At 74.5% G+C, this 14102-nt stretch carries 16 protein-coding genes; 8 read left to right on the top strand and 8 right to left on the bottom strand.

Annotation, left to right across the window (positions count from 1 at the left end; genetic code table 11):
• The first annotated feature begins 17 nt into the window (after nucleotides 1-17).
• From R4Z62_RS31225 to R4Z62_RS31205, 5 genes are all read left to right on the top strand, one after another.
• Entirely contained in the window at nucleotides 18-773 is a 756-nt protein-coding gene (locus R4Z62_RS31225) for a helix-turn-helix domain-containing protein (RefSeq protein WP_355479041.1), read from the top strand.
• 149 nt (nucleotides 774-922) lie between these two features.
• Complete coding sequence (locus R4Z62_RS31220; RefSeq protein ID WP_491521558.1) at nucleotides 923-1999, top strand: FecCD family ABC transporter permease; 1077 nt, start codon at nucleotides 923-925, stop codon at nucleotides 1997-1999.
• Nucleotides 1996-3096 carry a FecCD family ABC transporter permease gene (locus R4Z62_RS31215; protein WP_491521557.1) on the top strand — a complete coding sequence of 367 codons (1101 nt, stop codon included), beginning with the start codon at nucleotides 1996-1998 and terminating at the stop codon, nucleotides 3094-3096. The genes R4Z62_RS31220 and R4Z62_RS31215 overlap by 4 nt, the downstream gene beginning before the upstream one ends.
• 191 nt (nucleotides 3097-3287) lie before the next feature.
• Nucleotides 3288-4331, top strand: a complete 1044-nt coding sequence (locus R4Z62_RS31210) for an ABC transporter substrate-binding protein (RefSeq protein ID WP_491521556.1) — start codon at nucleotides 3288-3290, stop codon at nucleotides 4329-4331.
• Nucleotides 4332-4454: 123 nt separating this feature from the next.
• Nucleotides 4455-5459: an ABC transporter substrate-binding protein gene (locus R4Z62_RS31205; RefSeq protein WP_491521555.1), complete on the top strand. Its 1005-nt coding sequence runs from the start codon at nucleotides 4455-4457 to the stop codon at nucleotides 5457-5459.
• A 19-nt stretch (nucleotides 5460-5478) separates the two neighbouring features.
• On the opposite strand, the gene R4Z62_RS31200 is transcribed toward R4Z62_RS31205, so the two are convergent.
• The 7 genes from R4Z62_RS31200 to R4Z62_RS31170 are packed head-to-tail and all read right to left on the bottom strand — an operon-like array spanning nucleotide 5479 to nucleotide 10337.
• Nucleotides 5479-6450, bottom strand: a complete 972-nt coding sequence (locus R4Z62_RS31200; protein ID WP_491521554.1) for a ribose-phosphate diphosphokinase — start codon at nucleotides 6448-6450, stop codon at nucleotides 5479-5481.
• Nucleotides 6451-6510: 60 nt separating this feature from the next.
• Complete coding sequence (locus R4Z62_RS31195) at nucleotides 6511-8301, bottom strand: complex I subunit 5 family protein (protein ID WP_382850478.1); 1791 nt, start codon at nucleotides 8299-8301, stop codon at nucleotides 6511-6513.
• Entirely contained in the window at nucleotides 8298-8645 is a 348-nt protein-coding gene (locus R4Z62_RS31190; RefSeq protein ID WP_064537787.1) for a sodium:proton antiporter, read from the bottom strand. Before R4Z62_RS31190 ends, R4Z62_RS31195 begins: the two co-directional genes overlap by 4 nt.
• 19 nt (nucleotides 8646-8664) lie before the next feature.
• Nucleotides 8665-9405: an MnhB domain-containing protein gene (locus R4Z62_RS31185; RefSeq protein WP_491521553.1), complete on the bottom strand. Its 741-nt coding sequence runs from the start codon at nucleotides 9403-9405 to the stop codon at nucleotides 8665-8667.
• A complete protein-coding gene (locus R4Z62_RS31180; RefSeq protein ID WP_355479053.1) occupies nucleotides 9402-9713 on the bottom strand; it encodes a Na(+)/H(+) antiporter subunit B in 312 nt (103 codons plus the stop codon). Before R4Z62_RS31180 ends, R4Z62_RS31185 begins: the two co-directional genes overlap by 4 nt.
• On the bottom strand, nucleotides 9706-10158 hold the full coding sequence (locus R4Z62_RS31175) for an MrpF/PhaF family protein (RefSeq protein ID WP_064536750.1): 453 nt from the start codon (nucleotides 10156-10158) through the stop codon (nucleotides 9706-9708). Before R4Z62_RS31175 ends, R4Z62_RS31180 begins: the two co-directional genes overlap by 8 nt.
• Entirely contained in the window at nucleotides 10155-10337 is a 183-nt protein-coding gene (locus R4Z62_RS31170; RefSeq protein ID WP_064536749.1) for a hypothetical protein, read from the bottom strand. Before R4Z62_RS31170 ends, R4Z62_RS31175 begins: the two co-directional genes overlap by 4 nt.
• Before the next feature lie 266 nt (nucleotides 10338-10603).
• On the opposite strand from R4Z62_RS31170, the gene R4Z62_RS31165 reads away from it, so the two are divergent.
• On the top strand, nucleotides 10604-11257 hold the full coding sequence (locus R4Z62_RS31165) for a VanZ family protein (protein ID WP_491521552.1): 654 nt from the start codon (nucleotides 10604-10606) through the stop codon (nucleotides 11255-11257).
• 165 nt (nucleotides 11258-11422) lie between these two features.
• Nucleotides 11423-12676, top strand: a complete 1254-nt coding sequence (locus R4Z62_RS31160) for a ricin-type beta-trefoil lectin domain protein (RefSeq protein WP_064536748.1) — start codon at nucleotides 11423-11425, stop codon at nucleotides 12674-12676.
• Nucleotides 12677-12718: 42 nt separating this feature from the next.
• On the opposite strand, the gene R4Z62_RS31155 is transcribed toward R4Z62_RS31160, so the two are convergent.
• On the bottom strand, nucleotides 12719-12949 hold the full coding sequence (locus R4Z62_RS31155; protein WP_064536747.1) for a hypothetical protein: 231 nt from the start codon (nucleotides 12947-12949) through the stop codon (nucleotides 12719-12721).
• A 112-nt stretch (nucleotides 12950-13061) separates the two neighbouring features.
• Here R4Z62_RS31155 and R4Z62_RS31150 point away from each other — a divergent pair, with 112 nt between their 5' ends.
• Nucleotides 13062-14099, top strand: coding sequence for a PHP domain-containing protein (locus tag R4Z62_RS31150; RefSeq protein ID WP_491521551.1), 1038 nt, complete (start codon nucleotides 13062-13064; stop codon nucleotides 14097-14099).
• Nucleotides 14100-14102: the final 3 nt, after the last annotated feature.

Raw genomic sequence — 14102 nt, 5'->3', positions numbered from 1 at the left:
GAGGCAGGGACACCGGCATGGCAGACGAGAAGACCATCGGTCTCGAACGGTTCGAGATGGCCAGGGGGCAGTCCTTCCGCCACCATGTGCACGGTGAGCACCAGCTCGCCTGGGCGAGCACGGGCGTGGTCACGGTCGACATCCAGGACCGCTGCTGGGTGCTGCCGCCGCATCTGGCGCTGTGGATCCCGGGAGGGGTCCGGCACGCCACCGCGGCCCTGCGGGAGTCGGTGCTCCAGGGCGTCTACCTCGATCCGGTCTCCTGTCCGCTGGCCTGGCCCCGGCCCACGGTGCTCGCCGTCTCCCCGCTGGCCCGGCATCTGATCGGCTATCTGGCCGGTGAGCTGCCGCCGGGGGTGCGCACGCACGCCGAGGCCGTCCTGCTGGAGGTGCTGCGCCCGGCGGACGGCGCGGTGTTCGAGCTGCCGCTGCCGGCCGATCCGCGGGCGCGGGAGGCCGCGGCGCTGCTGCTGGAGGACCCCGCGGACCAGCGGGGGCTGGCCGAACTGGCGTACGCGGTCGGCTCCAGCGCGCGCACCCTGCTGCGGCTGTTCCTCGCCGATACGGGCCTGACGTTCACCCAGTGGCGGACCCACGCCCGGCTCCAGGCGGCGCTCGCGCACCTCGCCGAGGGCGAGCCGGTGGGGCGGGTGGCCGAGCGGGTGGGCTATGCGACGCCCAGCGCCTTCGTCGCCGCGTTCCGCCGGGTGACGGGGTCCACGCCCGCCGCCTACTTCGCCCGTTCCCGGGAGCGGGCGGACCGGGCCGCCTGACGGGGTTGGACGGGGTTGGCGGATCGGCGACACGAGGTGGCGCCCGACCGCCTTGCCGCGCCCGCGACGGCGCCACTAGCGTGCTTAGGCAAGGCTAAGCTAAGTCCCTGCCGGCGCTCTGACCGGCGGGTACGTCGCCGAGGAGCACCATGGGCACCACCACTCTGAGCACCACCACCGTGGTGCCGGAAGCAGCGGCACAGGACACCGGCCGAAGACGGCGCCGGACCGCTGCCGCCGTCCGGCTGCTCGGTCTGCTCCTCGCCTGCGCGCTGCTGGCCCTGGCCGTCGTGGCGAGCGTCGCCGTCGGTGCCAAGGCCATTCCGCCCGGCGAAGTGCTGCACGCGCTGCTGCACGACCGCACCTCGGTGGACGGCTCGGTCGTCTGGGACCTGCGGCTGCCCCGGACGCTGCTCGGCGTCGCCGTCGGTGCCGCGCTCGGCCTCGCGGGCGTCGTGATGCAGGCGCTGACCCGCAATCCGCTCGCCGACCCCGGCATCCTCGGCGTCAACATGGGCGCCTCGGCGGCCGTGGTCGTGGCGATCGCCCTGTGGCGCAGCACCGATCCGTCGTTCTGCGTCTGGTTCGCGTTCGCCGGTGCCGGGCTGGCCGCCGTGGTGGTCCAGGTGCTCGGCTCGCGCGGCCGGTCGGGGCCCGCGCCGGTGCGGCTCGCGCTCGCGGGCACCGCCGTCAGCGCCGTGCTCGGCGCGCTGATCTCCGTTGTCACCCTGCTGCGGCCGGACGTGTTCGACCAGTTCCGGTTCTGGGGCGTGGGCTCGCTGGCCGGGCAGCCGATGTCGGTCGTCACGGAGGTGGCGCCGTTCCTCGGCGCGGGCGCCCTGCTCGCCCTCGGGCTGTCCGGCGCGCTGAACTCGCTGGCCCTGGGCGACGACACGGCCCGTGCGCTCGGCACCCGGGTGCGCCGCACCCGCGCCCTCGGGATGCTCGCCGTCACCCTGCTGTGCGGAGCGGCGACGGCCGCCGTCGGACCGATCGCCTTCGTCGGCCTGGCCGTCCCGCATCTGGCCAGGGCACTCACCGGGCCCGACCACCGCTGGCTGCTGCCGTACTCCATGGTGTTCGGGGCCGTGCTGCTCCTCGGTTCGGACCTGCTCGGCCGGGTGCTCGCCCGGCCCGGTGAGATCCAGGCCGGCATCGTGACGGCCTTCGCCGGGGCGCCCGTCTTCATCGCGCTCGTCCGCCGCCGCAGGATCGCCGAACTGTGACCACCGCCCCCGCCTCCCCGCCGCGCTCCCCGCGCGTGCCCGCCCGCGCCACCGTGCTGCCCGGCCGCGTCGTCCGCCTGTACGGCGGCCGGATGTCGCTGCGCTGGCGGCCCCGCACCGTCGCGGTCTGCGTCCTGCTGGCCGCCGCCTGCCTGGTGGTCGGCGCCCTCGGCCTCACCACCGGCACCTACCGCCTGCCGCTGTCGCGGGTCCTGGCCACGCTGCTGGGCCGGGGCACCGGGGCCGAGTCGTTCATCGTGCTCAGCTTGCGGCTGCCGCGGCTGCTGTGCGCGCTGCTGGCCGGCGGCGCGCTGGGCATGAGCGGCGCGGTGTTCCAGAGCATGTCCCGCAATCCGCTGGGCAGTCCGGACATCATCGGCTTCACCAGCGGCGCGGCGAGCGGTGCCGTGACGCAGATCGTGCTCTTCCACGGCGGCCCGTACGCCACCGCCGTGGCGGCGGTCGGCGGCGGGCTGGCCACGGCGCTGCTCGTGGGGCTGCTCGCGGCGGGGCGCGGCCCGGCCGTGGGCCACCGGGTCGTGCTGGTGGGGATCGGTGTCAGCGCGATGCTCACCTCGCTGACGGCCTATCTGCTGACCCGGGCCAGTCTCTACGAGGCGCAGGACGCGCAGATCTGGCTGATCGGCAGCCTCAACTCGGTGAACTGGTCGGTCGTCGCGCCGCTGGCCGCCGCCCTGGCCGTGCTGGTCCCGGTGACCGTGGCCGCTTCCCGGAACCTGGCCTGGCTGGAACTGGGCGAGGACACCGCCCGGGGGCTCGGGGTGCCGGTGGGGCGGGCCCGGATCCTGCCGGCCGTCGCCGCCACCGCGCTCGCCGCGGCGTCGACGGCCGCGGTCGGCCCCATCGCCTTCGTCGCCCTGGCCGCGCCGCACCTGTGCCGCCGGCTCGTCCGCTCCCCGGGCGCCCTGGTGGTGCCCGCCGGTTTCATGGGCGCGCTGCTGCTGGCGGCGAGCGACTACACGGCCCAGCGGGTGCTGCCCGGCACGGAACTGCCGGTCGGCGCGGTGACCGGGGTGCTCGGCGGCCTGTATCTGTGCCGGCTGCTGCTCGCCCGGCGCAGGGCGGGCCGCTCATGAACCTGAACCGGACCCGCCGCCCACGGCGGCAGCGGGCGGCCTCGCGGCCGACGCGCCAGCGCCCGCGGGTGCCCGTACGCGCGACGCGCGACCTGTTACCCGGCGCGGGCCGGTGAGCCGGGCCCCGGCCACCGCTCTCCCCCTTCCCCCCTCCACTTCTCTTCCGTCCCCTCCGCCTCAAGGACATCCCCATGCCCAGCGCCACCCTCCGGCGTCCCCGCGACATCCGGTCCTCGCTCCCGCTCCTGTCCGGTACGCGCCCCTCCCGGCGCGGGCTGCTCGCCGGCGGACTGGGGACGGCCGCCCTCCTCGGCCTGTCCGCGTGCGGCACCGGCGACTCCCCGGCGGCCGGTGCCTCCGGCGGCGCCGCGTGGTCCTTCACCGACGACCGGGGCCGCGCCGTACGGCTGTCGCGGCGGCCGAAGCGCATCGCGTTCCTCACCGACACCGTGGGCGCCGCGCTGTGGGCGGCCGGTCTGCACCCGGTGGCCGCCGCCGACTCCGGGCAGGGCATCGTCGGCGCGGTGCGCCCGGACTGGTCCGGCGTCAGCCGGATCTACTCCGCGGACAAGGGCGTACGGATCGAGGCGCTCGCCCAGGCCCGGCCCGACCTGCTGATCGACGCCGTGGAGCCCGACGGCACCCTCCAGGTGGCCTCCCAGCTTCCGGCGGTCGGCAAGCTCGCCCCGGTGGTCGGCCTGAGCACGTACCAGCCGATCGAGAAGATCGCGGGGACCGCCGACCGGCTGACCCGCGCGCTGGGCGCCGAGCCGGCCGACGCCGGGGCCAGGGCGCGCTACGAGGAGGCGAGCGCGCGGCTGCGCAGGGCACTCGCCTCCAACCGGGAGCTGCGGGTCGGCTTCGTCTTCGGTATCGACAAGAGCACCGTCGGCGTGATGAACCCGAGGACCTGGGCCGTGCTCAAGACGGTGAGTGCCCTCGGGATGCGTCTCCTGCCGGTGCCCGACGGCGCCGACAACACCTACAGCCAGGCCGTCAGCTGGGAGAACGTCCCCTCGCTCCCTGCCGATCTGCTGGTGTGGGCGGTGTCCGATCCGCTGCCCGGGAACCCGCTGTGGCAGCGCACGCCCGCCGTCCGCGCCGGACAGGTGTGGAAGCCGCCGCTGGCCTCCTGGTACGCGTACAGCTGGGCGAACTTCACCGTCCTGCTCGACGGCCTGGCCACCCGCGTCCAGTCCGCCCGCGCGGGCGTCGGACCGCACTCGGCGTCCTGACCCCGCTCCCCTTCTCCCCGATTTCTCCCTGATTTCTCCCCGATTCTCTCCTCGGTCCTCCCCTCGATGTCCTTCTCTCCGCGTCCCGGACCGTACGGTCCGGCCCTTCACCCCTGGATCACCGTGGCTGCCCTGCCCTCCCCCGCCGCGTCCCCCGTCCGGCGCCGTGGCCGCCTGCTGCGCCCGGCCCTCGCCTGCGCCGCCCTTGCGCTGGCCCTCACGGCCACCGCCTGCGACGCCTCCTCCTCCCCCGGCGGCGGCGCCGGGTCCGCCGCGACCCGGGCGGTCGACACGGCGCACGGCAAGGTGACCGTGCCCGCGCACCCGCTGCGGATCGTCTCCGTGCACTCCTGGTCCACCGAGTCGCTGTACGACCTGGGCCTTCGGCCGGTCGGCGTGGAGAACAGCGGAGCCAACTACGTCCCGCCGCGCTATCTGGCGCGCTGGAAGTCCGCGGCGAAGGTGACGACCGGCGCCGACCTCGACTACGAGAAGATCGCCTCGCTCAAGCCGGACCTGATCGTCGGCGTCGACGTGCCCTACCTCAGCAAGGCGTACAAGCGCCTGTCGGCCATCGCGCCGACCGCGTTCGCGTCCTTCAAGGAGACCGCCGCCTGGTCCGCCTACCCGGACGCCACGGCCCGCTTCGTGAACCGCGCGACGCAGCTCGACCGGCTCAAGCAGAAGTACGCCGACCGGATCGCCGCGGTGCGCAAGGCCGAGGGCGCGAAGCTGTCCGGGAACCGCTGGGCCGTGATCCAGGGCGGCTTCGACTCCGGCAACTACTGGATCTACAGCCCCGCCTCGCCGGTCGGGGACATCCTGGCCAAGCTGGGCGTGCGGTTCGCCCCGGCCACCGCCTCGGTCGCCGCGGGCTCGACCCGGTCGGTGTCGTACGAGCGGGCGGACCTGCTGAAGGACGCCGACTACGTCGTCTACTACACCAACAACGACGGCTCCCCCGCCAACGACATCCAGAAGCTGTTCGACCTGCGCTCGTTCAAGGAGCTGCCGGCGGCGAAGAACCACCGGGTGGTGGGCACCGCCGACTTCCTGCCCGGTTCCTACAGCGACGCCCTGGGCGTGGTCGACACCATCGCGGACGCGCTGGCGAAGCAGTCCGGCTGAGGGCCGAAGGCGGGCGCCGCTACTCGCCCCGGGGCGCGTCGAACAGCGCGCTGACGGACTCCCCGTTGTGGATGCGGCGCACCGCCTCGGCGAGCGCGGGCGCGATGGACAGGACGCGCAGCTTGTCCCCGTGGACCCGGTGCTCCTCGTGGTCGTCGACGGGCACCGGCACCGTGTTGGTGCACACGATCTCCAGTACGTCCTGCTGCGCGCTGAGCCGTTCGAGGGCGCCGGACGCGAACAGGCCGTGCGTACAGGCGATCCGGATCGAGCGAGGGCCCGACTCGCGCAGCCGGTCCAGGAGTTCCAGGACGGTGCTGCCCTTGGCGATCTCGTCGTCCAGCACGATCACGTCCCGCCCTGCCACGTCGCCGATGACCGAGCTGATGGTGACCCGGTCGTCGGCGTAGCGCTGCTTGGCGCCCGCGGCCACCTGGGCGCCGAGCATCCGGGCGAACGCGGCGGCCTCCTTGGCGTTGCCGAGGTCGGGCGAGACGACGGTGGTGCGGGTCAGGTCGTACTGCCCGAAGTGCGCGGCCAGTTCGCGCAGGGCGTGCAGGTGGTCGACGGGCACCGAGAAGAAGCCGTGCACCTGCGGCGCGTGCAGGGTCATCGCCAGGACCCGGCTCGCGCCCGCCGCGACCAGCAGATCGGCGACCAGGCGTCCGCCGAGGGAGATGCGCGGGGCGTCCTTCTTGTCGGAGCGGGCGTAGGAGTAGTGCGGCATGACGACGGTGATGCGCCCGGCGGAGGCGCCGCGGGCCGCGTCGCACATCAGCAGCAGCTCCACGAGGTGCTCCTGCACCGGCTTGACCAGCGGCTGGATCAGGAACACGTCCCGCTCGCGGCAGTTGGCCTGGAGCTGCACCTCCAGGCAGTCGTTGGCGAACCGGCTGACCCGGGTGGGGCTGAGCGGAACGCCCAGGTGTGCGCAGACCTCCGCCGCCAGTTCGGGATGGGCGCTGCCGCTGAACACCGCGATGTCTCGCACGATCCGCTCCTCGCATGATCATTCCGGACTGCCGCGGTCATCGTACTGACCGGGTGCGGGTCATCGGCCCAGCACGCCCGGCAGGGCCAGCGCTCCCAGCAGCGCGGCTCCCACCAGCAGCCAGGCCACGTAGTCGCCGACGTGCCCGGACTGCAGGCGGCGCAGCGGCAGCGCCCAGCCGGGTGCGGCCAGCAGCCCGGGGCGGGCGACGGCCACGCCCGCGACGGCGACCGCCAGCAGCGCCGAGAGCAGGTCCAGCAGGACCCCGGTCGCGGTCCAGTGCGCGGTGGAGAACACGCCCCAGGTCCCGGCCTCGTCGACGGCGTCGCCCACCGCGCCCGCGAAGCCGGGGACCGCGCCCGCGGCGAGCGCGGCCAGGAGCAGCACCACCGGGACGGTCCGCATGGTCAGGGGGACCTTGTCGAGCCGCCGCCCGGTCTCGGGTTCCTCGGCGGAGCCGGACGTCTTGTCCTCGTCGCGTTCCTCGCCCTCCCGTTCCCGGGGCCGGGGCCCGAGGCCGAGGAAGACCCGGGCGGCGACGCGCAGCACGGCGGCCCCGGTGAGGGCGGAGGCGGCGACGTAGACCACGGTGAGCGGGCCGCCGACGGCCTCCTCGCTCAGCGCCTTGCCCAGACCGGTGCCGAAGGGCGGCAGTCCGGCCAGGGCCAGCGCGCCGACGGCGAAGACGGCGCCGGTGCCGCGCAGCCGCCGGGCCCGGCCGTGCAGGGCGAACTCGTCGACGCTGCCGTAGCGGTCCAGGAGGATGCCGGCGCAGGCGAACAGGGCGGCCTTCACGCCCGCGTGGGCCAGGATGTACAGCGCGGTCCCCTCGTCCGCCGCCGCCTTCAGGGTGCCGATGCCGATCAGGAAGAGACCGGTGTGGGCGATGGTGGAGAAGGCGAGCAGGCGTTTGATGTGCCGCTGGTACCAGCACATCACCGAGCCGACGGCGGCGGTGAGCACACCGAGCACCACCAGAGCCCGGCTCGCGTCGGCGGCGGGGATGCCGCCCGGCCCGGAGAAGACGGTGCCGTACACGCGCCAGACGCCGTAGACCCCGAGTTCCACCATGACGCCCGACAGCAGCATGCACACGGGTGTGGGGGCGACGGCGTGCGCGTCCGGCAGCCAGAACTGGAAGGGCACGGCGGCGGCCTTCACCAGCAGCCCGGTCAGGACCAGCACGAATCCGGCGAGGACGAGCGCGTCGGGGCCGTGCCCGGCGGCGGCCGTGTCGAGTCCCTGGCCGATCTTCGCCATGGCGAGCTGTCCGGTGCGGGCGTAGAGCAGGGCGATGCCCATCAGCATGAAGTACGCGCCGAGCGAGTTGACCAGGGCGAAGCCCAGCGCGCCCTGTACGGCCTTGGCCTCGTCGATGCGGTATCCGGTCAGCGCGTAGGCGACCACGCTCATCAGTTCGAAGAACACGAACGCGTCGAAGAGGTCCCCGGCGACGGCGAAGCCGCACATGCCGCCCTGGAAGAGCAGGATCAGCGCGGGGAAGGAGCCCGCGTGGCCGCGCGGCGGTTCGTCGAAGTAGCGCCAGGAGTAGGCCAGCGCGGCGAGGGTGAGCAGGGAGACGAGCGCCGCCATGCCGAGGCCCGCCCCGTCCCCGGTCAGGACGATGCCGACGCTCTCGCCGCCGACCGGGAACCAGCCGCCGACCCACTCCGTCAGCGGTGGCGAGGAGCGCAGGAGCAGCACGACCGCCAGGACGGCGGTCGCGGCGGCGACCAGCGAGCCGAACGCCTCGGCGGCGAACCGCGGCAGACGGCGCCCGCCGGCCACGAGCAGGGCCGCGCCCAGCAGCGGGACGGCGGGCAGCAGCGGCAGCAGCTGGGAGGGCGTCAACCGCGCAGCTCCCTCAGTTCGTCGGGGTCGACGGTGCCGTGCCGCTTGGAGATCTGCACGGTCAGCGCGAGCAGCAGCGCGGTCACGGTGGCGCCGACGACGACATCGGTGAGGGTGAGCGCCTGCACGAGCGGGTCGACCACCGGCCGCGAGCCGGGCGCGATGTCGGAGAAGACGGGCGCGGTGGCGCCGTCGCGGTACCCGACGGCCAGCAGCAGGACGTACGTCGCCGACTGGCACACGGCGAGGCAGCCCACGGCGTGGATCAGATTGCGGCTGGTGGCCAGGCCATAGCAGCCGATCAGGAGCACATAGGCGGCCACCAGGTACGGCAGGACGTGCAGGACGTCGTTCACGGCGCTCTCACTTCCCGTTCTCCTCCTCGATCTCGACGGCCTGGTCCAGGAAGCGGGCGAGCAGGACGACGACCGCGCAGGCCACCTCCATGCCGATGGCCGCGTTCAGCAGCGGCACGGTGCCCCCGGAGGACAGGGTGTTGAACGTGCCGTACGGCAGCAGGGTGTTGGCGAGGAAGGAGGTGCCCGCGAGCAGTCCGGCCAGGCCAAGGACGAGATAGGCGGAGGCGGAGAGCGCGTCGCCGATCTCGTAGGCGTCGACGGGCCGGACACGTTCCAGGGCGGCGTAGTCGGCGCCCAGGTACAGCAGGTGCAGCGCGGTCGCGGCGACGACGCCGCCCTGGAAGCCGCCGCCGGGGCTGAGCTGGCCGTGGGCGATGACGTAGAGGCCGGTGACCAGGGCGACGGGCAGCACGACGAGGGCGTAGCGGCGCACCGGGGCGGCGACACGGGCGGGGCGCGGCGGGTCGCGGTGTTCGTCGCGGGCCTGCCGCAGCAGGACGGCGCAGCCGAGGACGGCCGCGAAGAGGATCGCCATCTCGCCCATCGTGTCGAAGGCGCGCTGGTCGAAGTTGACGGAGGCGATGGTGTTGGCGGTGTGCCGGGCGAGCGCGGCGCGCACCGCGCGGTGGCCGTAGGGGTGGCGGGCGCCGCCGAAGGCGGGCAGCCGCAGGCAGGCCGCGACGAGCAGCGCGGCGAGCGCGCCGCCGCCGAGGAGCACCAGCCACAGCCGGGCGCGCGGGGTCACCGGCGGCCGCCGTCCCCGCCGCCGCCCTCGCCGCCCCCGGCTCCGCCGTCGCCGCCCGTTCCGGCGCGGGCGGAGCGGCGCCGGACCTTGCGCACCGAGAGCATGATCAGCAGCGGGGTGAGCGCGGAGCCCACGGCGAGCTGGGACAGCCCGACGTCCGGAGCCTGCAACACGGTGAACAGCACGGCGAGCGTGGTCCCGAGGACGGACAGGACGAGCGCCTGGTGCGTCGGGTCGCGGTTGAGGACGGCGGCGGTCGCGCAGCCGGCGACCAGGAGCAGCGCCAGGACGACGACGGCGTCAGCCACGGTCCACCTCCGTGAAGCCGCTGGACAGCGCCCGCGAGGCCAGCAGGTTCCCGCCGACCAGCAGCACCCCGACGACCAGCAGCTTGACCATGGCCCGGCCTGGCCCGGCGACGGCGCACAGCACCAGGACGACGGCCGCGCCGAGCCCGGCGCAGGCCCAGGTCAGCCCGCGGGCCCGCGGCGGGTCGCCGGTGAGTTCGGCGGCGAGCAGCCGGGCGAAGACGAGGGTGCCGACCGGGCCCAGCAGGGCCAGCAGCAGCGCGAGGTCGACGTAGGAGGTGCGGCCGTAGCCCTGGGCGAGGAGCAGCAGAGCGGGGCAGACCACGGCGGTGGACAGGTTCTGCGCGACCACGCGGCGCGACAGCGGTCCGGTGGCCACGCCCCACAGGGCCGTGCCGAGTCCGGCCGCCAGAACGGCCGTCGCCGCCGCGATCCAGCCGTTCACCCGCGGCTCACCGCCCGCCGGCCGGCCCGCGCGACCAGGGCGCCCACGCCCGCGACGCCCGCGCCGACCGCCCATTCCAGGGGGTGGACGGTGCTGATGAGCATCAGCCACAGCACGACGAGCGCGGCCCACCAGGCCAGCACCTCGCCCACGGCGAGGAGGGTCGTCCGCGGCTTCACCCGGCACCTCCTCGGGTTCGGTCCCCTGCGCTGACGTGCGGCGGGGTCCGGTCCGCCGCTTCCCGGCATCCAAGCACCGCCGCCACCGGGGAGCGAGCGGCGGCGCGCGGATGTGCGACCCGGTTGCCCCGACAGCAGCAACGGAAACCGGGGACGCGGCCCGCGCGCCGGTGGCGGCGGCCGGAATCCAGGTGCGGTTCGGGGGTAACCGGCTTTCCAGCAGGGTGAGTTGGTGCCGGGATGCCCGGGAGGCAGGGATGGCCAGGATGACGCTCCGTCCGCTCACGGCGCTCCGGGCCCGCGTGCCGGGGCGGCGCGGGACCGGGCAGCGGACGGCCGCGCCCGGCGCGCCCGCGCCTCGCGCGGAACCCGCCGCGAGGCGCGTCACGAAGCGCGTCACGGAGCCCGGCCCAGAACGCGTCACGGAGCCCGCCGGAAAGCCCGCCGTCGAGGTGCGGCGGCCCGCGCCCTGGCCGCTGCGGCTGCTGGCGATGGCGTGCGCGTTCGTGTGCATGGTGGCCTTCGCCGTCGTACTGGCCCGGCTGACGCTCCAGCCGTCGCCCGCCTCGGTGCCGTTCGTGCACACGAACCTGCGCCCGGGGCGTTCGCTGCGGGAGTACGCGGACCAGCCGGGGCTGCGCGACGCCGTCCAGCAGATCGGCGGGAACCTGCTGCTCGGGGTGCCGTTCGGGATCCTGGTGCCCGTCCTCGCACCCCGCTCGCGCCGGCTGCCGCGCGTCCTGCTGCTCACCGCGCTCGTGATGCTGGCGGTGGAGTTCGCCCAGGGGGCGCTGATCACCGGGCGGGCGTTCGACATCGACGACGTCATCCTCAACACGGCCGGGGCGCTCGCCGGTCATCTGCTGCTGGGGCGGCGGATGGGCCGGGCCGTGCACGCGCGCCGACGCCGCCGCGCGTGAGGGGCGCACCGCATGGACCGGTCCGTACCGGCGTGGGGAATGGTCCGTACCGGAGTATTGACGCCTTCTTAATTCAGCCCTTGAATCAAGGGCCGAACCACTCTCTCGTTCCCCCACGACTGTCGGCGGGCCCGCCCACCGGGCCGCCGTACGGAAGGGAGTGCCGTGGCCTCTCGACGCCCGCTCCGCAGATGTCTGCTCGCCGCCCTGTCCGCCGTGCTCGCCGGAGCGGCGGCCGTCGGCCCCGCCCAGGCGAGCCCGTCCCCCGCCGCCGCCCCCACCGCGGCCGCCCCCGCCATGTTCTCCGGGTTCTCCGACACCTTCGACGGGCCCGCGGGCGCGGCCGTCGACTCCGCCAAGTGGCAGACGGAGACCGGCGACAACGTCAACAACCACGAACGGCAGTACTACACGGCGGGCACCCGCAACGCGGCCCTCGACGGCCAGGGCCACCTGGTCATCACCGCCCGGCGGGAGAACCCGGGCGGTTACCAGTGCTGGTACGGCACCTGCCAGTACACCTCGGCCCGGCTGAACACCTCGGGGAAGTTCGACGCGCAGTACGGCCATGTCGAGGCGCGGATGAAGATCCCGCGCGGACAGGGCATGTGGCCGGCGTTCTGGATGCTGGGCACCCCGGTGAACTGGCCGGACTCCGGCGAGATCGACATCATGGAGAACGTCGGTTTCGAGCCCTCGACCGTGCACGGCACCATCCACGGCCCCGGCTACTCCGGCTCGGGCGGCATCGGCGCCGCGTACTCCCTGCCGAACGGCCAGGCGTTCGCCGACGCCTTCCACACCTTCGCCGTGGACTGGGCGCCCGGCTCGATCACCTGGTCGGTCGACGGCAACGTCTACCAGCGCCGGACGCCCGCCGACCTCGGCGGCCGGACCTGGGTGTTCGACAAGCCGTTCTTCCTGATCCTCAATCTGGCGGTGGGCGGCTACTGGCCCGGCGACCCGGACGGCTCGACGTCCTTGCCGCAGCAACTGGTGGTGGACTCCGTCTCGGTCACCACGTCCGACAGCCCCGCCGGGGCGCTGCCCATCAGGGGACTGGCCGGCAAGTGCGTGGACGTGGCCGGGGCGAACCCCGCCAACGGCACCCCGGTCCAGCTCTACGACTGCAACGGCACCGCCGCCCAGCAGTGGACCGCCGGCTCCGACGGCACCCTGCGCGCCCTCGGCAAGTGCCTCGACGTCAAGGACAACGCCACCGCGGACGGTTCCCAGGTCCAATTGTGGGACTGCACCGGCGGCCCCAACCAGAAGTGGGCGCTCCCGGCCGCCCGCGACATCGTCAATCCACAGGCCGACAAGTGCCTGGACGCCACCGGCGGCAGCTCCGCCAACGGCACCCGGCTCCAGATCTGGACCTGCACGGGAGCCGCCAACCAGAAGTGGACGGTGGGCTGAGGTCCGCGCCGGGGGCTCCGCACCCGGCGCCCCCGGCCCTCGCTAGCGCCAGGTGAACTTGTCGCCGCCCACCCAGCGCACGGTGTCCGGGTCGTCCAGGTCATGGACCGTGATGCCGAACGCTGCGGCGGCCTGGAGCACATCGGTGACGGTCTTCGCCTCGCCGACCACCTCGCCGTCGATCTCCACGATGCGGAACGGCGGGTCGCCCGGCTGGACTCCGAGCACCATGATCCGCGGCTGGGAGATGTAGGGACTCGCGCTCTCCGTCATGCCGTCCAGCCTAGGACCTGTCCGGCCGATCACGCCGGAGGGAAGCAGCCGTGCCTCGTGGGTGGAGGTGCGGTCGCGGGGCGGCCGGGCAACCCTGGGGGTGGAGGTGGTGATGGACCCTGTCGAGGCGCTGGACCGGATCGCCTCCCTGCTGGAGCGGTCCGGGGCACCCACCTACCGCGTACGTGCCTTCCGCACCGCCTCCGGCGTGCTGTCCGCGCTCACCGCCGAGGAGGTGACCCGGCGGGCCGGTGACGGGACGCTGGAGTCGCTCAAGGGGATCGGGCCGAAGACCGCGCAGGTGGTCCGGGAGGCGCTGGCCGGACAGGTGCCCGGCTATCTGCGCGCGCTGGAGGAGGAGGCGCACGAGCCGCTTGCCCGGGGCGGCGAGCGGCTGCGGGCGCTGCTGCGCGGCGACTGCCATCTGCACTCCGACTGGTCCGACGGCGGCAGCCCGATCGAGGAGATGGGCCGGGCCGCGGCGGACCTCGGCCACGCGTGGGCGGTGCTCACCGACCACTCGCCGCGGCTGACGGTGGCGCGGGGCCTGTCGCCCGCGCGGCTGCGCGAGCAGCTGGAGGTGGTCGCGGAGCTGAACCGGGGCTGGGCGCCGTTCCGGCTGCTGACCGGCATCGAGTGCGACATCCTCGACGACGGCCGCCTGGACCAGGACCCTGAGCTGCTGGCGGCGCTCGACGTGGTGGTCGTGTCGGTGCACTCCAAGCTGCGGATGGACGCCCGTTCGATGACCCGCCGCATGGTGGCCGCCGTCCGCGATCCGCACTCCGACATCCTCGGGCACTGCACGGGACGGCTGCTGACCGGGCGGGGGCGGCCCGAGTCGGAGTTCGACGCGGACGCCGTGTTCGCCGCCTGCGCCGAGACCGGGACCGCCGTGGAGATCAACAGCCGTCCCGAACGGCTGGACCCGCCGCTGCGGCTGCTGCGCCGTGCCGTGGCGGCGGGCACCCTGTTCTCCGTCGACACCGACGCGCACGCGCCCGGACAGCTGGACTGGCAGATCCACGGCTGCGCGCGGGCCGAGGAGTGCGGGGTGGCGCCGGAACGCGTCGTGACCACCTGGTCGGCCGACGAGCTGCTGGAGTGGACCCGCGAGCGGCGCACGCCGTCCGGAGTGGCGGGCCCCTGACGT

Source organism: Streptomyces sp. PL-25, from assembly GCF_058344915.1.
The sequence above is the reverse complement of the archived record's forward strand: the minus strand, read 5'-3'. Positions and strand labels throughout refer to the sequence as shown.

Coding starts and splice junctions, on each gene's coding strand:
- R4Z62_RS31210 (WP_491521556.1), top strand. CDS start 3,288: ATGCCCAGCGCCACCCTCCGGCGTCCCCGCGACATCCGGTCCTCGCTC.
- R4Z62_RS31225 (WP_355479041.1), top strand. CDS start 18: ATGGCAGACGAGAAGACCATCGGTCTCGAACGGTTCGAGATGGCCAGG.
- R4Z62_RS31150 (WP_491521551.1), top strand. CDS start 13,062: ATGGACCCTGTCGAGGCGCTGGACCGGATCGCCTCCCTGCTGGAGCGG.
- R4Z62_RS31155 (WP_064536747.1), bottom strand. CDS start 12,949: ATGACGGAGAGCGCGAGTCCCTACATCTCCCAGCCGCGGATCATGGTG.
- R4Z62_RS31165 (WP_491521552.1), top strand. CDS start 10,604: ATGACGCTCCGTCCGCTCACGGCGCTCCGGGCCCGCGTGCCGGGGCGG.
- R4Z62_RS31220 (WP_491521558.1), top strand. CDS start 923: ATGGGCACCACCACTCTGAGCACCACCACCGTGGTGCCGGAAGCAGCG.